Origin of the sequence: Erythrobacter sp. HKB08 (assembly GCF_004114695.1) — a bacterium.
Lineage (GTDB): Bacteria > Pseudomonadota > Alphaproteobacteria > Sphingomonadales > Sphingomonadaceae > Parerythrobacter_A.
The window spans coordinates 902,890-922,376 of the sequence record NZ_CP035310.1; the positions used below are offsets into that span (position 1 = coordinate 902,890).

Annotated in this window: 21 protein-coding genes and 1 tRNA gene; 8 read left to right on the forward strand and 14 right to left on the reverse strand. The window is 66.1% G+C overall.

Translation table 11 applies throughout. The features are described 5' to 3' along the window. Positions 1–2 precede the first annotated feature (2 nt). The gene (locus EO245_RS04235) at positions 3–1,199 is read left to right on the forward strand and encodes an acyl-CoA dehydrogenase family protein (RefSeq protein ID WP_128891758.1); all 1,197 of its coding nucleotides are present in this window, start codon (positions 3–5) and stop codon (positions 1,197–1,199) included. A 5-nt stretch (positions 1,200–1,204) separates the two neighbouring features. Further along, entirely contained in the window at positions 1,205–2,296 is a 1,092-nt protein-coding gene (locus EO245_RS04240; protein WP_128891759.1) for an acyl-CoA dehydrogenase family protein, read from the forward strand. Position 2,297: 1 nt separating this feature from the next. Here the strand turns inward: EO245_RS04240 and EO245_RS04245 are convergent, their stop codons facing one another. The 10 genes from EO245_RS04245 to EO245_RS04290 form a co-directional block, all read right to left on the reverse strand. Beyond that, entirely contained in the window at positions 2,298–2,663 is a 366-nt protein-coding gene (locus tag EO245_RS04245; RefSeq protein ID WP_128891760.1) for a TrbC/VirB2 family protein, read from the reverse strand. Beyond that, positions 2,660–3,637: a P-type DNA transfer ATPase VirB11 gene (gene virB11 / locus EO245_RS04250; RefSeq protein ID WP_128891761.1), complete on the reverse strand. Its 978-nt coding sequence runs from the start codon at positions 3,635–3,637 to the stop codon at positions 2,660–2,662. The genes EO245_RS04245 and virB11 overlap by 4 nt, the downstream gene beginning before the upstream one ends. Continuing rightward, complete coding sequence (locus EO245_RS04255) at positions 3,630–4,655, reverse strand: TrbI/VirB10 family protein (protein ID WP_128891762.1); 1,026 nt, start codon at positions 4,653–4,655, stop codon at positions 3,630–3,632. Before EO245_RS04255 ends, virB11 begins: the two co-directional genes overlap by 8 nt. Beyond that, the gene (locus EO245_RS04260; protein ID WP_128891763.1) at positions 4,648–5,370 is read right to left on the reverse strand and encodes a TrbG/VirB9 family P-type conjugative transfer protein; all 723 of its coding nucleotides are present in this window, start codon (positions 5,368–5,370) and stop codon (positions 4,648–4,650) included. The genes EO245_RS04255 and EO245_RS04260 overlap by 8 nt, the downstream gene beginning before the upstream one ends. Continuing rightward, entirely contained in the window at positions 5,367–6,119 is a 753-nt protein-coding gene (locus EO245_RS04265) for a virB8 family protein (RefSeq protein WP_128891764.1), read from the reverse strand. The genes EO245_RS04260 and EO245_RS04265 overlap by 4 nt, the downstream gene beginning before the upstream one ends. Next, complete coding sequence (locus EO245_RS04270) at positions 6,116–7,333, reverse strand: type IV secretion system protein (protein ID WP_128891765.1); 1,218 nt, start codon at positions 7,331–7,333, stop codon at positions 6,116–6,118. The genes EO245_RS04265 and EO245_RS04270 overlap by 4 nt, the downstream gene beginning before the upstream one ends. A gap of 3 nt (positions 7,334–7,336) precedes the next feature. Further along, entirely contained in the window at positions 7,337–9,712 is a 2,376-nt protein-coding gene (locus tag EO245_RS04275; protein ID WP_128891766.1) for a VirB4 family type IV secretion/conjugal transfer ATPase, read from the reverse strand. Further along, positions 9,691–9,978 carry a type IV secretion system protein VirB3 gene (locus EO245_RS04280; RefSeq protein ID WP_128891767.1) on the reverse strand — a complete coding sequence of 96 codons (288 nt, stop codon included), beginning with the start codon at positions 9,976–9,978 and terminating at the stop codon, positions 9,691–9,693. Before EO245_RS04280 ends, EO245_RS04275 begins: the two co-directional genes overlap by 22 nt. Before the next feature lie 171 nt (positions 9,979–10,149). Then, positions 10,150–10,237, reverse strand: a tRNA-Leu gene (locus tag EO245_RS04285). Positions 10,238–10,367: 130 nt separating this feature from the next. Next, the gene (locus EO245_RS04290; protein WP_128891768.1) at positions 10,368–11,270 is read right to left on the reverse strand and encodes a zinc-ribbon domain-containing protein; all 903 of its coding nucleotides are present in this window, start codon (positions 11,268–11,270) and stop codon (positions 10,368–10,370) included. A gap of 155 nt (positions 11,271–11,425) precedes the next feature. On the opposite strand from EO245_RS04290, the gene ftsE reads away from it, so the two are divergent. The 4 genes from ftsE to EO245_RS04310 are packed head-to-tail and all read left to right on the forward strand — an operon-like array spanning position 11,426 to position 14,300. Further along, a complete protein-coding gene (gene ftsE, locus EO245_RS04295) occupies positions 11,426–12,157 on the forward strand; it encodes a cell division ATP-binding protein FtsE (protein WP_128891769.1) in 732 nt (243 codons plus the stop codon). Beyond that, positions 12,154–13,086, forward strand: coding sequence for an ABC transporter permease (locus EO245_RS04300; protein WP_199798681.1), 933 nt, complete (start codon positions 12,154–12,156; stop codon positions 13,084–13,086). Before ftsE ends, EO245_RS04300 begins: the two co-directional genes overlap by 4 nt. Further along, complete coding sequence (locus EO245_RS04305) at positions 13,086–13,613, forward strand: YdcF family protein (protein WP_370246173.1); 528 nt, start codon at positions 13,086–13,088, stop codon at positions 13,611–13,613. Before EO245_RS04300 ends, EO245_RS04305 begins: the two co-directional genes overlap by 1 nt. A gap of 6 nt (positions 13,614–13,619) precedes the next feature. Next, on the forward strand, positions 13,620–14,300 hold the full coding sequence (locus EO245_RS04310) for a 1-acyl-sn-glycerol-3-phosphate acyltransferase (RefSeq protein ID WP_128891771.1): 681 nt from the start codon (positions 13,620–13,622) through the stop codon (positions 14,298–14,300). Here the strand turns inward: EO245_RS04310 and EO245_RS04315 are convergent, their stop codons facing one another. Next, positions 14,301–15,206: a prephenate/arogenate dehydrogenase family protein gene (locus tag EO245_RS04315; RefSeq protein WP_128891772.1), complete on the reverse strand. Its 906-nt coding sequence runs from the start codon at positions 15,204–15,206 to the stop codon at positions 14,301–14,303. Beyond that, positions 15,203–16,318: a histidinol-phosphate transaminase gene (hisC, locus tag EO245_RS04320; protein ID WP_128891773.1), complete on the reverse strand. Its 1,116-nt coding sequence runs from the start codon at positions 16,316–16,318 to the stop codon at positions 15,203–15,205. The genes EO245_RS04315 and hisC overlap by 4 nt, the downstream gene beginning before the upstream one ends. Positions 16,319–16,449: 131 nt before the next feature. On the opposite strand from hisC, the gene EO245_RS04325 reads away from it, so the two are divergent. Both EO245_RS04325 and metW read left to right on the forward strand, forming a co-directional pair. Continuing rightward, the gene (locus EO245_RS04325; RefSeq protein ID WP_128891774.1) at positions 16,450–17,559 is read left to right on the forward strand and encodes a homoserine O-acetyltransferase; all 1,110 of its coding nucleotides are present in this window, start codon (positions 16,450–16,452) and stop codon (positions 17,557–17,559) included. After that, positions 17,552–18,148 (forward strand): methionine biosynthesis protein MetW, encoded by a 597-nt coding sequence (metW, locus tag EO245_RS04330; protein WP_128891775.1) that lies wholly within the window; start codon positions 17,552–17,554, stop codon positions 18,146–18,148. Before EO245_RS04325 ends, metW begins: the two co-directional genes overlap by 8 nt. Here metW and fghA read toward each other — a convergent pair. Together fghA and EO245_RS04340 are read right to left on the reverse strand one after the other, a co-directional pair. Then, the gene (gene fghA / locus EO245_RS04335) at positions 18,145–18,999 is read right to left on the reverse strand and encodes an S-formylglutathione hydrolase (protein WP_128891776.1); all 855 of its coding nucleotides are present in this window, start codon (positions 18,997–18,999) and stop codon (positions 18,145–18,147) included. The two genes, metW and fghA, sit on opposite strands and share 4 nt — an antisense overlap. Continuing rightward, positions 18,996–19,478 carry a prolyl-tRNA synthetase associated domain-containing protein gene (locus EO245_RS04340; RefSeq protein WP_370246174.1) on the reverse strand — a complete coding sequence of 161 codons (483 nt, stop codon included), beginning with the start codon at positions 19,476–19,478 and terminating at the stop codon, positions 18,996–18,998. The genes fghA and EO245_RS04340 overlap by 4 nt, the downstream gene beginning before the upstream one ends. Positions 19,479–19,487: the final 9 nt, after the last annotated feature.

A 19,487-nucleotide genomic window follows, 5' to 3' on the forward strand; every position in this document is an offset into this window, starting at 1 on the left:
AAATGGATCTCGATTTCACCGAAGAGGAAAAGGCCTTCCAGCAGGAAGTCCGCGAATTTCTGAAGGAAAAGCTGCCCGCGCGCCTTTCGGAAAAGGTGCGCACCGGCAAGCGCCTGACCAAGGAAGACATGGAGGAATGGCACGCCATCCTCAACGAGCGCGGCTGGCTGGCCAATCACTGGCCGGTCGAATGGGGCGGCACGGGCTGGAGCGTGATGGAGCGCTTCATCTTCGAAACCGAAAGCGCCATGGCGCATGCCCCGCGCATCGTGCCCTTCGGCATCTCGATGCTCGCGCCGGTGCTGATGAAATACGGCAGCGAGGAACAGTGCCGCCATTACCTGCCGCGCATCCTCGACGGGACCGACTGGTGGTGCCAGGGCTATAGCGAACCGGGCGCAGGTTCGGACCTCGCCAGCCTCAAGACCGAGGCAGTGCGCGAGGGCGATCACTACATCGTCAACGGCCAGAAGACCTGGACGACGCTCGGCCAGTATGCCGACTGGATCTTCTGCCTCGTGCGCACGAGCAAGGAAGGCAAGAAGCAGGAAGGCATCTCCTTCCTCCTGATTGACATGAAGACGCCGGGCATCGAAGTGCGCCCGATCAAGCTGCTCGATGGCGATTTCGAGGTGAACGAGGTCTTCTTCACCGATGTGAAGGTGCCGGTCGAGAACCTCGTGGGCGAAGAGAACAAGGGCTGGACCTACGCCAAGTACCTGCTGAGCTACGAGCGCACCAACATTGCCGGTGTCGGCATGTCGATGGCGCTGCTCGACCAGCTCAAGGAAGCGGCGCAGACCACCATTCGTAACGGCAAGCCGCTCGCCGATGACCCGTTCTTCGCGCAGCGCGTCGCCAAGCTCGAGATCGACCTCGAGAACATGAAAACGACCAACCTGCGCGTGCTCGACGCGGCGGGCGCGGGCCACACGCCGATGGCGGAAAGCTCGATGCTCAAGATCCGCGGCACCGAGATCCGCCAGGAAATCACCGACCTCTTCCGCCGCGCGGCGGGCCGCTATGCGCAGCCCTTCGTCAGCGAGGCGCTGGAGGAAGGCTTCAACGGCGAGCCGGTCGGCCCCGAATGGGCTGCGCCGGTTGCGGGTGCCTATTTCAACAATCGCAAGCTTTCGATCTTCGGCGGCTCCAACGAGGTGCAGCGCGAAATCATCACGAAGGCCAAGCTGGAGCTTTAACCGACATGGATTTCTCGATTGGTGAAGACCGGCAGATGCTGGTCGATTCGTTCTCGCGCTTTCTCGCCGACAAGGCGGGCTGGGAAGCGCGCAATGCCGCGATCGAAAGCGACGAAGGCTTCGACAAGGACGTGTGGCAGGGGCTCGCCGAACTCGGCGTGCTCGGCGCGCTGTTCGGCGAAGAGGCAGGCGGTTTCGGCGGCACGCCGTTCGATGTCGGCGTGGTGTTCGGCGAAGTGGGCCGCGCAATCGCTGTCGGTCCGTTTCTCGCGACGCTGATCGGCGGTCGTATCCTGGCCGATGCCGGCGATACCGACACGCTAGAAAACGTCATCGCGGGTGCGACCATGCTGACGTTCGCGCATGAGCCGGCGGTCAACGCAGACGGCAGCATTGCCGATGCGACGACAGCAAGCGCTTCGGGCGACGGCCACACGCTGACCGGCCGCAAGGGCGTGGTCGACTACCTCGGCGCGGCGGACCTCGCGGTCGTCACGGCAGAGCTGGATGGCCAGCTGGCGGCATTCCTCGTCGACCTGACTGCCTCGGGCGTCGAACGCCGCGATTATCCGCTGGTGGACGGCGGCACCGCAGGCGAGCTGGTGCTCGACGGTGCGCCGGGCAAGCTGCTGGCGCGCGATGCGAAGGCTTCGGTCGACGCGGCGCATGCCATGGGGCTGGTCGGCACGGTTTGGGAAGCGGTCGCGGTGATGGACGTGCTGCGCGACAGCACGATCGACTACCTCAAAACGCGCAAGCAGTTCGGCATCCCGATCGGCAAGTTCCAGGCGCTGCAGCACCGCATGGCGACCGTCGCGCTCGAGATCGAGCAGGCGCGCTCCGCGGCGATCAATGCGGCGGCCAATTTCGACAAGGGCGAGACGGCGCGCGACCGCTTCGGCTCGGCAGCGAAATATACCGTCGGCAAGACCGGACGCCTCGCTACCGAGGAAGCGATCCAGATGCATGGCGGCATCGGCATGACGTGGGAGCTGCCGCTGTCGCATTTCGCCAAGCGCCTGACCATGCTCGGCCACCTGCTTGGCGACGAGGACGAACACCTCGCGCGCTTCATGGAGCTGTCGAAGGCGGCTTAATTTAGGGCTGCTCGGCCGGCACTGGCGGAGGCGCCGGTGCCGGCGGCAGGTCGCCGCGCGGATCGCTCTGCTCGAACACGACGACCGGCGGAGGCGCAGGCGGCGACGCTTGTCGCCAACCGGTCGATATGGCAAGTGCGAGGGCCGGGGCGCCGAGCAGGAGGAAGCAGCCGAGCACGACGCGCAGGCTTTCCTTCACCGGAAAACGCCCCGTCAGCATCAGCAGGCCGATGGTCGCTACGGCGAGGACACACAGGATCGTCGCCGTACTGCCCAGCAACGTGCCGTTGATCCATCCGATCGCGCTGCCGAGCGGGCTGCCGCCGCGCGCGTCGAACAGGCTGGCCGAGGCGAGTACTTCGGTCATTCGCGCACCAGCACCTGTGCAACCCTGCGCTTGCCGGCGACGCGCTCGAGCTGGACGAACACGTCGATGCTCTCGCGCACGTAATGGCGCACATCGTCGCGTGACAGCGTCGATCCTGCCTGCAGGACGAGCAGGGCGAGCTGTTCGATCGCGCGTTGCGGCGTGTCGGCATGGATCGAGGTCATCGAGCCGGGATGGCCGGTGTTCACTGCGCGCAGGAAGGTGAAAGCCTCCCGCCCGCGCAATTCGCCCAGGATGATGCGATCGGGGCGAAGGCGCAGCGCGGCTATCAGCAAGTCCTCGGCCGTGACGGCCGCTTCCGAAAGTTCGCCGCGTGCAGCAATCAGGCCCACCGCGTTCTCGTGCCGAAGCTTCAGTTCCTCGGTATCCTCGATCAGGACGAGGCGCTCCTCCTGCGGGATCTCGGCGAGGAGGGAATTGAGGAAAGTCGTCTTACCGCTCGAAGTGCCGCCGGCGACGATGATGTTCTGCCGGTTCGCCACTGCACTGCGCAGGTAATCCGCCGCCTCGCGGCCGCCCAGCGCGCGGTGCCGGCTCTCCGTTTCGAGCGCCGCTTCGCCGCCTTCGAGCGAAGCAAAGGCGTCGGCTTCATCCCAGTCGGCAAGCGAGAGATCGGCCGATACATGCTTGCGGATTGCGAAAGCATGGCCACTGCGTGTCGCGGGCGGGGCGCAGATCTGGACGCGCGAACCGTCCGGCAGGCTTGCAGCGAGCAGCGGCTGGGCGCGGCTGATCCCTTGCGACGACTGGGCTGCGATCTGCTTTGCGAGGCGCGAGAGGCGCTTCTCGTCCAGCGCCTTTTCCGTGTGCCGCTCGACCTTGCCGCCGAGGCTCTCGATCCAGATTTCGCCGGGCCGGTTGATCCAGATGTCGGTGACGTCCTCGCGCGCGAGATAGGGCGCGAGCGGCGCAAGGAAGCTGTCGAGATAGTAGCCCGCTTCCACCTCAGCCATCGACGGTCGAGAAGTCGAGATCGCGCGCGACGAAGACGGAAACGCTCGTCCCGTGGCGCACCTTGAGCGTCGGGAGGACGCGATTGCCGTCCTGCACCTGCACGTTCTGGGTGCTGCCGGGCAGGGCGACGATGACCCCGTCGGTCGCCTCGCTGGTCGCGATGCCGACGCCTATGTCGAGCACCGACTGGAGGACAGCTCCGCCGAAGCGTTGCCAGAACTTCGTATCGACATCGCCCTTGATGCCTGCGCGGCCGAGCGGGTCGGATGCCGGGGAATCGAGGGCGATCGTCACCCCGTCCGGGCGAATCAGACGCGTCCAGCGCACCCGTGCCCGTTTCTGCCCGGGTTGCAGGTCCGCCTCGTATTCCCCGTAGAGCCTGCTGCCGCGCTGGATGAGCACGCGGCTACCGTCGAAACCGCGCACGTCGAGTTGCACCAGGGCGCGCACGCCGCCGGGGCGGGTGGAATCGAGCGCGGTCTCGAGGACTGCGGGTATCACCGTGCCCTTGGGAATGGTGTAGCCGGGATTGCTGAACCGGTTCGCCGTGACGCGGCCTGTCTCGGTCGAGATGGCCTGGGTGACCTGGTCGCCCGAGCCGAATGTGCGGTCGAATACGACGGAAGGCGGAGGCGGTGCCGGCTGGAAGCTCGGCGGGGGAGGCAGGCTCTCGACGGCGGAAGACGACGGGGGCGGCAAGGGCTCGGCCCGTTGCAAGCGGATCGGCGCAGCTGCGATCGGCGGCCTGGCCTGCCGCGCGATGGGAGGGGGCGGCGCAAGGTCGAACCGACCGGGCACTGCGAGCGGCGCGGGTGAAGAAATGCGTCCGCCGGCAATGCCCCTTTCGGGCTGCAGCATGGGTGACTGATCGGCCGTGCGGCTGGCATTCATCGCCATGAAGATGCCGATCGAACCAAGCAGGGCGACCAGCAGGAACGCGTAGAGGCCGAGATTGCCCGGCTTGTCTGCAGCGACCACGGGCAGGCCGTCGTCCTTGGGTGTTGCGGTGTCAGCCATCGACCTGCTCCGGACGTTCGTTGCGGCGTGCGGTCGCCTTCTCCTTGTCGATCCGGAAGACGAGGCGTTGCCACACGCGGTCGATCACGAACACGTCGCCGCGCATGTGTCCGTTGACGACCTGTTCGTCACCGGTCGGCCCGATGGCGAACACCGCGGGCAGCGGCTGGTCGGGCGCGAATTCGATGCGGGTCACCCGGCCGTCGTCGCTGATCCTGCTGGGGCGCACCTCGCGGTCGCCGCGCACCCGGTAGCGCCAGGTCTCACCCGTCGGTTCGGGTTCGGCGAGCATGGCAGGCTGCTCGGCAGCGAGGCCGTTTGCTGCTGCGCCATAGTCGAAGCGCACGAGGTATGCTGCCATCAGGTCGCTGCTCGTGCGCAAGGAAAACTCGTAGGTGCGCGTCGCGGTCTCGACCCGCAGGTTTCCGGTTGCACCATCCGCGAGCGGGCGGATTTGCAGGCCATCGCCTTCGGCGGAAACATTGACCTGGAAATAGGGCGTATTGTCCGAAGTAATCCGCTCGATCTGCTCGCCCGGTTCGAGCAGGACAGTCAGCGTCGTCATCGGCAGGGCGGTCAGGATGACCGGTTCGCCCGGCGTCCACTGGACCGACTGGATGCGTGGGTTTTCCGCAGCCGGGACCGGGCTCACCTGCGCGGCGAGCGGCGACAGGCCGGCGAGGCACATGGGCAGGATGGCGAGCGCGATCCTCACTGTGCCGGCGCGCTTTCGGCTGCCGGGCGCGGGGTGAGGTGGCGCACGGCGGTCGGGGCTTCGACCGGCTCGGGCATGGTTTCCGCGTCGCGGCGATAGCGCGTTACCTGGAAGCCGAGCGGATTGAGCAGGCGGTCATCCTCGCTCATCGCATCATTGGTGAATTGGTAGCTGATCACCGCGGCCCAGTATTGCGGCGGTTGCGGCTGGGCGCCCGGATCGGTCCGCTGCGTGGTGAAGCGCACGAGTGCCGAATTGGCCGAGAGCGAAGAGATGCTCATGATCTCGGTCTCGATCGTGCCGCCCGACGGCATGTAGGCGAGCGGACTTTCGGGGTCCGAAGCGAGCATCTGGCGCTGGTAGCGCTGGCGCGCCTCGCCCGTGCTCCACAGCGAAACCTTGCGATAGTCGCGCTGCACGCTGTCGCCGTCGAAGCCTTCGCGCGAATGGATATATTGCGCGAGGAAAGAGCGGGTCAGTGCGGTATCGGGCGCAACGACCGCCTCGTCGAGCGGGGCGAGCGTTTCGACATTGCCGGTCTGGCGATCGACCAGCAGCGTATAGGGTTCGACCTGCTTGAGCGGCAGCATGATGACGATCGCGATTGCCAGCAGCGCGGCGATGGCGAGCGAAACGCTGGCAACGATCCACGCGACGCGGCGCGATTTTTCGAGGTCTTCGGTCACGCTGGTCGCCCAGCTGTCGCGGACCTCGTATGGCTCGTCGAGGAAGTCTTCGTGCGCGTTCATTTCAAATCATCCCTCCGGCGCGATGCAATCGATCCGCGATAGGCGGACCTGCGCCAGCTCGTCCCAATCCTGTCGATAGTCGCCGATGCCGCCGCGCTCCCGCTACCCGTGGCAGGAGCGGACGCCTGCCGGTCGCGGTCCGCCGCCGAAGCGGTCGAAAAGCCCGGGGACATACGGCCGGGCGCGTAGCCACGCTGCGAGGTGACGATCCGCTCGACGCTTTCCGCCGTTCGCTCAGCACGCGAAGCGGTCGGGGCAAGCGCAGCGGGCGCAGGCTGCAGCGTGGTGAACTGGTTCGTGCTTGTCGAGGATTGCAGGATCGGAAGCGAGGGCCAGCCGCGCGAGAAGGCGACCTTGCCGAGCAGCCAGATCATCCCGAACTTCACCAGCGTGAAGGCGAGCGCCATGGCGAAAATCTCGATCGGGGCGGATGGCGCGGCGTAGCCCAGCGCGCGGATGCGCAGCGCGTCGGCCAGCCAAGGCTCGACCATGGCAAGCTCGACCGCCAGCACGATGGTGAGGCCGATCGAGCCGATTACCACCAGCACCAGCCCCTTGACCCAACCGGCGAAAATCCCGCGCGTCGCATCGAACAGCAGCAGCGCCGCAGCCAGCGGGGCGAGGGCAAGCAAGAGCCCGCCGAGAATGCGTAAGAGCCCGAGCGAGCCGACGGTGCCCGCCAGGTAGAGCAGGCGCGCATAGCCGAATGCCGCATCGTCCTGCAGTGCGGACCCGGCGAAAGTCGGGCCGAGCGAACCACCCGCAAGGGAGGTGTTGTCTCCGCGGCCCGTTCCGACCTCGATCAGCCCGCTCAGCGTGTTGTCGACACCCTGTAGCCGGTCGACGAAGCCCGCCCCGGTCGCCGGAAGCGAAGAGGTGACTAGCGATCCGGCGATCTCTGCCGGCCCGAGCAATACGACATTGTAGATGAGCGTGCGGAAAGCGGGCCATGAAAAGGCCAGTGCCAACACGATGCCGACTTTCACCGCATCCAGCACCACGTCGCGTGCTCCCGGCGTCGGCCCGAACAGCAGCCTCACGCCATAAAGGGCGACGAACAGGGTCAGCATGCCGGCCATGAAGGTCGATGCCGCGCCGCCGGGCTCGCCGAGCGCCGCGTAGCCATAGCTGCCGAGCAATTGCGCCTGGCAATCGATATGCGCGAGGGTTCGCGATAGGAACTGGTCGCCGGTTATGATTGCGGGGCAGGCCATGGATCAGGCGGCCCTCTCGATCAGCGGGGCGAGCCAGGCTTCCGGATCGGTGCCCATCTTGGCCGAAATCTCGTCGAACAGGCGCACCGTGCTTTCGCGGCCCGACAGGATGGTCAGCAAATCGTTCTCGCCCGTCAGGTCGAGCCGGGCGACGACGCTGTCCTTGCCGTGCCGGATCAGGAAGCAGTGCGAATTGTCGGGCAGGGTGCGCACCAGGTCGAATTCGTGGCGGGAAAGGCCGAAACCGTTGATGTAATCCTCGGCGCGGGCCTTAGGATTGATCATGAAGATCTGCGTCGCGGCCTGTTCGAGGATCGCGCTTGCAATGCGGCTTTCAAGAGCGTCCTGCGCGCTCTGGGTGGCGAAGCCGACGATGCCGTTGCGTTTACGGATCGTCTTTTCCCAATCCTTCAGCCGCTGGACGAAGATGTCGTCGTCGAGTGCCTTCCACCCTTCGTCGATCACGATGACCGCCGGGCTTCCGTCGAGCCGTTCGTCCACGCGGTGGAAGAAGTAGAGCATGGCCGGGGTCCGGGCTGCCGGATCGTCGAGGATCGCGGTCATGTCGAAACCGACGGTCATCTCGGACAGGTCGGTCGTGTCCTGTGCATTGTCGAACAGCCAGGCCCGCTCGCCTTCGCCCCACCACGGGGCCATGCGGGCGTAGAGGTCGTCGCTGCGAGGCCGGTCGCTCCCGCGGAAAAGCTCGACGAGATAGCGCAGGCGGCGGCGCTTCATCGGCTGCTCGAAATTGGTCGCGACGGCATCGCGCAGCATGTCCATCTCGCTCGGGCCGACATCGCCCGCCAGCACTGCCAGCCAGTCGAGCAGGAATGCGCGGTTTTCGGCCGTGTCCTCGAGCTGGAGGGGGTTGAGGCCCGACGGCTGGCCGGGCGAGAGCCGGTCGTAGCGCCCGCCGATAGCGCGAATGAACAGCTCCGCGCCGCGATCCTTGTCGAACAGGATCGTGCGCGGTGCGAACTTCTGCGCCTGGGCGAGCAGGAAGTTGAGCAGCACCGTCTTGCCCGAGCCGGAAGGCCCGATGACGGTGAAATTGCCGAGATCGCCCTGGTGGAAATTGAAGAAATAAGGCCCGGCGGCAGTCGTCTCGAACAGGGTGACGGCATCCCCCCAGTGATTGCCGTGCGCGCGCCCGACCGGGAAATTGTGCAGCGAGGCGAAGCTTGCGAAATTGGTCGTAGAGACCAGTCCGCGCCGGCCGATATATCGGAAGTTCGCGGGGAACTGCGCCCAGTAGGTCGGCTCGAGCGCGATATCCTCGCGCACGCCGGTAATGCCGAGATCGGCCATCAGCGCGATGACTTCGGCAACATGCGAATTGAGCGTTTCGAGGCTCTCGGCATGGACCGCGATCGTCGTGTGATGCTCGCCGAAGCCTGCGCGTCCGGCGGCGACTTCGTCCTTCGCCGCTGCAAGTTCGTCGCGCAGCGAAAATGCCTCGTCCTCGGCCGATTGCATGCGCCGCAGCACCAGGTTCATGCGCGATAGCGCCTCGCGCCGTTCGACAAGTGCGAAGCTCTGGCTGATGTCGATCTCGAACGGCAGGCGCGACAGCTCGTCGAACATGCCGGGCATGGTTCGCCCCGGCCAGTCCTTGATCGAGACGAGGGCGCTGAAATTGCGCTTCAGGTGGCCCGAAGGCGCCAGCTCGACCGCGTCGCGCCCGAAGCTGATACGCCGCGCAGGTACGTGCAGGCCGAGATCGCCATGCGGGATCTGGACGGGTCGCATGTCGTGATTGAACAGGTAGGAGAGGAATTCGAGCGGTTCCGACCGGCGGCCCTCGGGGGTCTCGTAAACCTCCAGCACGCGCGGCTCGTACTGGCCCAGCGCTGCAACCAGCGCATCGACCGCGTTGCCGAGCGCGTGCCGGTCCGCAGCGATCCGTGCTGCATTGGTATCGGTCTTGCGGCCCAACCAGCCCTGCACGCGGTCGGCAATGCCGACCTTTCCCTGCAACGGGCGCCTTACGATGGTGAGGAACAGCTCGTTCACATAGAGCTGCTTTGCATCGAAGCGCCCGCGCCAGCGCTCGTCGAGTTTCGCTGCGAAACCATCGCCCTCGTCGGGCGAGAGCGACACGGCAGCCGAGCGCCGCACGAGGTGATGGTAGACCGCAAAGCGCGAGCTCGAAAGCGTGCGCAGCATCGCGTCGCGCAGTTCGGCGCGGTAATTCAGCTCGTCGCTGTCGGCGGTCTCGAACATCAGGCCGCCGAGCCGGATGGTCTGCATCAGCATGCCATCGCGCGTTTCGATCGTGCGTTCGTCGATATGCCGCGCATAGGGCAGGTGCTGCCCGGCAGGGGCCTCGCGGGCGATCGCCCTCTTGTCGCGGGTCAGGGGCGGTAGGAGTTGCATCGCCACAACGCGTGATTCTTGACCCGCGGGCAGTAGCGCACGCGTGTCAGCCAGAGATCGATGATGCGCGGCTCGCGCACGCACAGGATCATGCCGATGCCATGGATGAGCAGGGCAGCGAGGATGACCCACCAGCTTTTCAGGATCAGGAAAAGCTCCGCCGTGACGATAAGATTCACGACGAAATAGCTGTAGGTAACGCCGGCAAACATCTGCGGCCGCGTCAGCCCGGTAAACAAAATGTCCTGGCGCAGAGATTCTGCCATAGAATCGCGCTTGCCTCCCCATCCCAGCAAACGGGGCATGGGACCGCATTTCCGTAACAATTGCAACCGCGTTGCCGGTCGAAATCAGTCGCGCGTTAGCCTTGTCGCATGGCGGCACACATAAATGTGCGCGGCCCGCGAGGGGCAATTTCGCCAATGATGGGAGAGAAATGGTGCGGTCGAGAAGACTCGAACTTCCACGGGTTATTCACCCACAACGACCTCAACGTTGCGCGTCTACCAGTTCCGCCACGACCGCACTCGAGGGTTAGCGGGACGAGAGCCGTCCCGCTCGGTAGGAGCGCGCCACTAGCAAAGCGATATTGACTCGGCAAGCGCCTGTTTGCGCAGTTGCGAGAAATAATTCGGGACGCGCGCGATCTTCGGCGCTAGCGCTCGCCCTTCCAGCCGATCTCGGCATATTTCGCCGACTTGGGAATATTGGTCGCCGCCTCGTTGATCGTCAGGCTCTCGCCCGGTGCCAGCGTGTCCTGCGGCGGCATGACGATCCAGTCGTAGACCTTGCGCTCGCGCTGGTCGCGCATGACGATCAGGATCGGCGGTACGCGCACCGTCTCGCGCCCGACATTGGTGATGGTGCCGCTCGCGCCGAAGAATTCGGTCCCGTTGGGAAGCGTGCGGCGGTCCTGCTGGTCGGCCGGGAAGTCGAGCACGAGATCGGGCTGCTCCGGCCCGAACAGCGGGCGGCTGACCGGCACCCAGTCTGGGAAGCCGTAATAGCTGACTGCGACGACCGTGCCGGTCGCGACCAGCGCAAAGACGGCTGCCGCAGCGGTCCAGATCTTGAGCGGGTTGCGGCGACCGCGGAAGGGCGGCTCGTATTCGAACTGCGAAACCTCGTCGTAGTCCTCTTCCGGCGGCGGGGCCGGCTGCGTCTCGACGACTGAGGGAACGGGCTCCGGCTCGGCCTCGACCGGCTCGTCCCTTTCGGGCGCTGCGATCGGAGGCGGCGGATGCGGTGCGTCGTCTACCGCCTCTTCGGCCTGCTCGTTCGCGGCCGGTTCCTCGACAGGAGCCGGTGCTGGTGCAGGCGGCGGAGGAGGAGGGGGCGGAGGAGGAGGGCTGGCTTCGGCCGTGCGCTGCACGCCGTCGAACCCTGGGCGCGCGCTGGGCGAAGGCGCTGCCTTGGCCGTTTCGGGCGCGGAAATTTCCGGACCGTCCTGGAACCAGCTGTGCCGGCATTTGGCGCAGCGCACGGTGCGGCCTTCCACGCCGATGGCACTGTCGGGAACGACGTAGCGCGTCGAACAGGCGGGGCAGGCGATAATCATCGTGACCGAAGTTCTTACGTTCCCGCGACTTGTGCAACAAGGCTTGCAGGCTGTGGGCAGCCGCGACAGTGGCTTTTTTCCACATGGAAGGACCGCTATAGGCCCGCAACGATGCTAATTACCGGCCAATCGAGCCCGTTTTCGGGGGCGCCGTCATGACCGGCCCTGACGGCGAGGTCGTCACATTCGACAATGTCGGCTTGCGATACGGCCCGGATCGCGAGGTGTTGAGCGACGTCTCCTTCACGCTTTTTCCCGGCAGTTTCTACTTCCTCACCGGCGCGAGCGGCGCGGGCAAGACCTCGCTCCTGAAGATGCTCTACCTTGCGCAGCGCCCGTCGCGCGGCGCGATCCGCATGTTCGGGACCGACGTCATCACCCTGCCGCGCAAGAAGCTGCCGGCCTATCGCCGCCGCCTCGGCGTCGTATTCCAGGATTTCCGCCTCGTCCCGCACCTGTCGGCGTTCGACAATGTCGCACTGCCGCTGCGTGTCTCGGGCGTGCGCGAGAGCGATCTCGCCAAGCCGGTCGCCGACATGCTCGACTGGGTCGGCCTGTCGCACCGGCTCGATTCGAAACCTGCAACTCTGTCCGGCGGTGAACAGCAGCGCGTCGCCATCGCCCGCGCGGTGATCGGGCGGCCCGACATGCTGGTGGCCGACGAGCCGACCGGTAACGTCGATCCCGACATGGCGCTGAAGCTGCTGCGCCTGTTCGAGGCGCTCAACCGGCTGGGGACGACCGTGGTGGTCGCGACCCACGATGTGCACTTGCTCAAGAAAGTGCCGGAATCGCTCATCATGCGGCTCGACAAGGGGCGGCTGTCCGACCCGACCGGCGCGCTGCGCTACCCGCCGCGACCGATGACGCAGGGGCGCAGCGCATGAAGAAGCCGCCGACCGTCGGCCGCTCGATCGTGCGCGGTTTCTCGCGCTTCGGCGGCCAGCGGGCCGCCCAGCTCGTCCCGCAAGCGCGGCTCGCAGGGCCGATGCCGTGGGTCATCGCGATCATGGTAGCGCTCGTCGTCGTCGCTGCGGCGGGCGGGCTGGCCCTGAGCAATATCGCGGGCACTGCGCGCGCCGAGCTTGCCGGCGGCGCGACCGTCCAGATCCTCGAAGCCTCGCCGGAGCTGCGCGAGCGGCAGGCTGCCATCGCCATCGCCTCACTCGAAGCGGACCCGGCAGTCGCCTCGACCCGCCGCGTGCCCGACGAGGAACTCGATGCGCTGCTCGAACCCTGGCTCGGCGTTGGGGTCGACAACGAAACCGTGCCGGTCCCCGCATTGATCGACGTGCGCCTGGCAGGTCCGGCGACGCAGGATGTGCTCGACCGGCTGCAACGCGATTTGGCGGAGCGCGCGCCCGATGCGCGGATCGATGCACAGGCAAGCTGGCTCGGCCCGGTATTCGACGCGATCGCCTCGCTGCAATATCTCGCACTCGCGCTGGTCGTGTTGTTGGCGCTGACAAGCGTCGCGGCAGTGTGGCTCGCAGCCCGCAGCGCGCTCGGCGGCAATTTCCCGACGATCGAGGTTGTGCACATGCTGGGCGGCACGGATGCGCAGATCGCACGTATTTTCGAGCGCTCGATCGGCTTCGACGCGACGCTCGGCGGGGCTGTCGGCCTTGCTGCCGGAGCGGGCGCGGTGCTGCTGCTCGGCAGGCAATTCGATGCGCTCGGTTCGGGCATGATGGCGGGCGGCGCCCTCGGCATGGTCGATTGGGCGATCATCATCGCGATCCCCTTCGCTGCCATCGCCATCGCCATGATCACCGCGCGGCTGACCGTGCTCCTCGCGCTGAGGCGGATCCTGTGATGCGGCGTTTCCTTGCAGGCCTGGCAGTCGTGTGGTTCCTCGGCTTCCTGTGGTTCACCATCTGGCTGCCCGGTCCGCTCGACGCGAAGACCGGCGATGCGGCCATCGTGCCGACCGGCGCGGCTGGCCGTATCGAGCGCGGGCTCGAACTGCTCGACCAGGGCAAGGTCGAGGCGCTGCTCGTCACCGGCGTCGATCCCGAGGTGAAGCCGGGCGAATTCGCCGCGCAGTTCGAGGTTTCCGAGCAGCAGATGGAATGCTGCGTAACGCTCGGTTCGATGGCGGTCGATACGCGCGGCAATGCGACCGAAACGGCGGAATGGGTCGAGGGACGCAAGCTCAAGTCGGTGCGCCTCGTGACGACCGACTGGCATATGCGCCGCGCCCGCGTGGAACTTCGCCGCGCGCTGCCCGACGACGTGGCGATCCGCAGCGATGCAGTGCCGTCGGAGCCTTCGCTGCGCATCCTCTTCCTCGAGTATCACAAGCTGCTCGCGACCTGGATTTTCGGGCTCTGGAGGGGCTGAGCGGCAATGACCCTCCTGCGCAATCTCCTCTACTATCCCGTTTTCTATATCGGCAGCCCGATCCTCGTGCTGATCGCGATGCCGATCATGTTCATCAACGCCGAGGCCTACCGCAAGTGGGTGCGCATCTGGGCGCGGTTCCATCACTGGTGCCTCAAGAACCTGCTCGGCATCCATATCGAGATGGAAGGCGGCCCGATCGAGGGGCCGGCGCTCTATGTCTTCAAGCACGAAAGCATGCTCGAGGCGCTCGATCTGCCGCGGATCTTCGAATACCCCGCGCCCTTCGCCAAGCAGGAGATGTTCGACCTGCCCGGCTGGGGGCTGGTGGCCGAGCGCTATGGCTGCGTGCCCGTCGCGCGCAACCAGGGGGCGAAGGCGCTGCGCAAGATGGTCGCGGCGGCGAGGGAGCGCTCGTCGCAAGGGCGCGAGCTGGTGCTGTTTCCGGAAGGTACGCGCATCCCGCATGGCACGGTTGCGCCGCTGAGGCCTGGGTTCGCGGGGCTCTACAAGCTGCTCCACCTGCCGATTGTGCCGGTCGCGGTGAACTCGGGGCCGCTCTACCATCGCTGGATCAAGCAGCCCGGGACGATCACCTACAAGTTCGGCGAGACGATCCCGCCCGGCCTGCCGCGCGCCGAGGTCGAGAAGAAGGTCGAGCAGGCGCTCAACGCGCTCAACAGCTGATCAGTGATCCTTGCGCCCGAAGTCGGGCCGCGCATCATCCTGCCCTTCCTCGATGATCGAACGCCGGATCGCGCGGGTGCGGCTGAAGAGCTCGTGCAGCTTCTCGCCATCGCCATTGCGGATCGCGCGCTGGAGGGCCGAGAGATCCTCGTTGAAGCGCCCGAGCACTTCGAGCACCGCATCGCGATTGTTGAGGAAGACATCGCGCCACATCACCGGATCGGACGCGGCAATGCGCGTGAAATCGCGGAAACCGCCGGCGGAATACTTGATCACCTCGCCGCGCGTCACATCCTCGAGGTCGGAGGCGGTCCCGACGATGGTATAGGCGATGAGGTGCGGGATGTGGCTCGTCACAGCGAGGACGAGGTCGTGATGCTCGGCATCCATGATCTCGACCTTCGCGCCGAGACCTTCCCAGAACTGCGTGAGTTTGGCGACGGCATCGGAGGGCGCATCCTCCTGCGGTGTGAGGATGCACCAGCGGTGGCTGAACAGGCTGGCGAACCCGGCATCCGGCCCGCTTTGCTCGGTACCGGCAACCGGGTGGGCCGGGATGATGGTGTGATCGGGCAGGGCCGCGGCCAAGGCCTCGCCGACCGATTGCTTCGACGAGCCGACATCGGTCACCACCGCACCGGCAGGCAGGCTGCCGGCGAAATCGCGCGCCGCATCGGCCATTGCGCCGACGGGCACGCAGAGGATGACGAGATCGGCATCAGCGACAGCCTCGCTGGCGGTTTCCTTGACGGAATCGACCAAGCCGAGCTGTGCAGCGCGCTCGCGGGTCTTGGGATCGGCATCGTAGCCCGTCGTGGTGCAGCCGGTCAGGTTCTCGCGGATCGCAAGGCCGAGCGAGCCGCCGAGCAGGCCGAGGCCGATGATCGCAACGCGCTCGAAACTCATCCCGCCTGCTCCGCTTGCTCGCGGATGATCGCGGCGATCGCGTCCATCTGCTCGCGCGTGCCGATGGTGATGCGCAGCGCATGGGGCAGCCCCTGTCCCGGCAGATGCCGCACGGCATAGCCGCCGTCGGCCAGTGCCTGCAGCGCAGTCTCGGCCGAAAGCGCGCCTTCGAACAGGACAAGCAGGAAGTTCGCCTTGCTCGGCACCGTGCGGATGCCGTGATTGCCGAGCGCATCCATCGCCTCGGCAAAGCGCTGCAATTCGGCGGCATTATGCTCGCGCGAATGTTCGACGAATGACTGGTCGCCGCAGGCCGCTTTTGCCGCCGCCTGCCCGTGGTTGGTCACGTTGAACGGCCCGCGAATGCGGTTGAGCGCATCGACGATATGCGGCGCGCCGGTGCCCCAGCCGATCCGCTCGCCGGCAAGCCCGTAGATCTTGGAGAAGGTCCGGGTGACGAGCACGTTCTCGTGGGCGGCGGCGAGTTCGAGGCCTCCGTCGTCCTCCGCCGCCGTGAGATACTCGCCATAGGCCTGGTCGAGCACGAACAGCACTTCGCGCGGGAGGCCGGCATGGAGGCGCGCAATCTCCTCGCGCGGCAGGTAGGTTCCGGTCGGATTGTTCGGATTGGCGAGGAACACCACCCGCGTCCGGTCGGTGACGGCTGCGAGCAGCGCATCCACATCCATGGAGTAGTCGCGGTCCTCCGCCTCGACCGGCGTCGCGCCGCAGCGGCGCGCAGCGATGTCGTAGACCGAGAAGCTGTAGCGCGAGAACAGCACTTCATCGCCCGGCCCGGCATAGGCCTGCGCGGCAAGGTTGAGCAGTTCGTCCGAGCCCGTCCCGCAGACGATCCGCGCCGGATCGACGCCGTGCAGTTCGCCGATCGCCGCGCGCAGGGCAGTCGCATCGGGATCGGGGTAGAGCGCCGGATGGCGGGCCTCTGCCATTGCAGCCAGCGCCGCCTCGCTGCAGCCGAGCGGGTTCTCGTTGGCGGAAAGCTTCACGAGCTCGCGCCCGTCGCTCGCCTTGGCCTTGCCCGGCACATAGGCATGAATGCCCTCGATCCAGGGCTTTATGGTCGGCCGGTTGTTGTGCGGTTCGTCTGCCATCGTGGGTTTCAGGCCATAAAGAAATACAGCCCTTCGACAAGTTCGGGGCGAGCGGATAGAGAAGCTTTCCCTAGACCCGTTCGCGCGGGACCTGTCGATGCACTCTTGTTTCGTGTGACCCAAGGCCAGATTTGAGCACGCCCTTCCAGACCCTCTCGCTTCCGACCGACCTGCCGCTCGACAGCGGACAGGTGCTTTCGGGCGTGCAGATCGCTTACGAGACCTATGGCGAGCTGGCGGGCGACAAGTCGAACGCGATCCTCATCTGCCATGCGCTGACGGGCGACCAGTATGTCGCGAGCACCCATCCGGTGACCGGCAAGCCGGGCTGGTGGGAACGCATGGTCGGACCCGGAAAGCCGATCGACACCGATCGCTACCACGTGATCTGCGCCAATGTGATCGGCAGTTGCATGGGCTCGACCGGCCCGGCGAGCGCGGCTGCGGATGGCGCGCCCTATGCGATGCGCTTCCCGGTCATCACCATTCGCGACATGGTCCGCGGGCTCGTCGCGCTGCTCGATGCGCTCGGGATCGAACGGCTCCATGCCGTGGTCGGCGGATCGATGGGCGGGATGCAGGCATTGAGCCTCGCGGCCAACTGGCCCGAGCGCGCCGAGCGCGTTCTCGCCATCGCGACGACCGCTCGCCACTCGGCACAGAACATTGCTTTCCACGAAGTAGGGCGGCAGGCGATTATGGCCGACCCGAACTGGCAGGGCGGGGACTATTACGGCGGCGAAAGTGCGCCCGATGCCGGCCTCGCGGTTGCGCGCATGGCGGCGCACATCACCTACCTGTCCGAGGAAGGGCTGACCGAGAAATTCGGTCGCCGCTTGCAGGACCGCGAGGAAAAGACATTCGGCTTCGATGCGGATTTCCAGGTCGAGAGCTACCTGCGCTACCAGGGCAGCGGCTTCACCCGGCGCTTCGATGCGAACAGCTACCTCTATATCACCCGCGCGATGGATTATTTCGACATTGCCGAAGAGCACGCCAAGGACGGGCAGGAAGGCAAGCTTGCGGATGCCTTCGCCGGCACGAAGGCGCGCTTCTGCGTGGTCAGCTTCGACAGCGACTGGCTCTACCCGACTTCGGAGAGCCGCCATGTCGTCCACGCTCTCAATGCCGCCGGCGCGCCGGTCAGCTTCGTCGAACTGTCCGCACCGTTCGGGCATGACAGCTTCCTGCTCGATGTCCCCGCGCTCGACCGGGTGGTGAAGGGTTTCCTCGATGGGTGACGCATTGCGCCCCGATCTCGCGGTGATCGCCGCCCATGTGCCGCAAGGCGCGCGCGTGCTCGATGTCGGCTGCGGCGACGGGGTGCTGCTCGCCACCTTGCGCGACGAGAAGGGCGTCGATGCGCGCGGGATCGAGATCGATCCGGTATGCGTCGAGCGCTGCGTCGCGCGCGGGCTGTCGGTGGTGCAGGGCGATGCTGACAAGGACCTGACCTTCTATCCCGACGGCGCGTTCGACGTCGCGATCCTCAGCCAGACACTGCAGACCGCCGCGCGGCCCGACCACATGCTGCGCGAACTGCTGCGCGTCGGCAGCCGCGCCTTCGTCAGCTTCCCCAATTTCGCCTACTGGCGCATGCGCTGGGCGCTGATGAGCAAGGGTCGCATGCCGGTGACGCGTCATCTGCCGGTCAGTTGGTACGAGACGCAGAACATCCACCACGTGACGGTGAAGGACTTCGAACAGCTCGCCGCCGACCTCGGCATCGTGATCGAGAACCGCTGGTTCTTCACTCGCGAGCACGAAGTCGCGAAGGGCGGCGCCAACTGGCGCGCGGAATATGCACTGTTCGAAGTGAGCGGGCGCTAGGCCTTCAACCGCTCCACATGCCACGCGACATGGTCGGCCATGAAGGTCGAGATGAAGTAATAGGAGTGGTCGTAACCCTCCTGCATGCGGATTTCCGGCTGCATGCCCGCTGCCTCGCATACCTCGACGAGGCGGTGGGTCTGGAGCTGTTCGTCGAGGAAGTTGTCCGCCGTTCCCTGGTCGACGAGGATGTGGTCGTGCCGCGCACCATCCTCGATCAGGGCGACGGCGTCGTATTCGCGCCAGCTCGCCCGGTCATCGCCGAGGTAGCGCCCCAAGGCTTTCTCGCCCCAGGGAACCTGGCTCGGCGCGACGATCGGGCTGAAGGCGCTGATCGACCGGAAGCGTTCGGGATTTCGCAGCCCGATCGTCAGCGCACCGTGGCCGCCCATCGAATGGCCGGTGATCGACTGCCGGGTCATATCGAGCGGGAAATTCTCGGCAACCAGTTCGGGTAGCTCGCGCTCGATATAGCTGCGCATGCGGTAGTGCTTGCGCCACGGCTCGCGCGTCGCATCGACATAAAAGCCAGCGCCCTTGCCGAAATCGTATTCGTCCGCCGCGTCGGGAACATCGTCACCGCGAGGGGATGTGTCTGGCGCGATGAAGGCGACGCCCGCCTCTTCGCAGGCGCGTCTGAACTCGCCCTTCTCGGTGACATTGGCATGCGTGCAGGTGAGGCCCGAAAGGTACCAGATCAGCGGGACGGGCCGGTCCTCCTCCATCGGCGGGAGGAAGAGCGAGAAGGTCATCTCGCAACCGGTCTCTTTCGAGCGGTGCTTGTAGACACCCTGCGTGCCGCCATGGGCCCTGTTTTCGCTGACGGTTTCGATGGCGGTTTCGATGGTCATTCCTCGTCCTTGGTCGGGATGGGTGCGACAAGCGCGTCGTGACCCCAATGTTCGAGCAGGCGCAAAGTGTCCGCGCCCGAAAGGCCGATGGTGGCCGTGTTGCGCAGGGGATGGACGTTGACGCGCCCGGCTTCCGCCAGTCCCCGGTCGATGACGACCGTGATGCTGCCCGGTTCGGCATTGATCATCGCGAGCGGGGTCACCGAACCGGGCGAGATGCCGATCAGCCGCTCCATGTCTTCCGCCTTGCCGAAGCTCACGCGCTTGCACCCGATCGCTTGGGGCAGGGCTTTCAGGTCGACGCGGATTTCGGCCGGCACGGTGACCAGCCAGAAGTCGCCGCCTGCATCCTTCAGGAACAGGTTCTTGGTGTGCTCGCCGGGGATGTGGGCCTTGAGGTCGCGGCTTTCATCGACGGTGAAGACCGCCGGGTGCTCATGCGCCTCGAAGGAAATCGAAAGCGCGGCGAGATCCGCCATCAGGCCGTC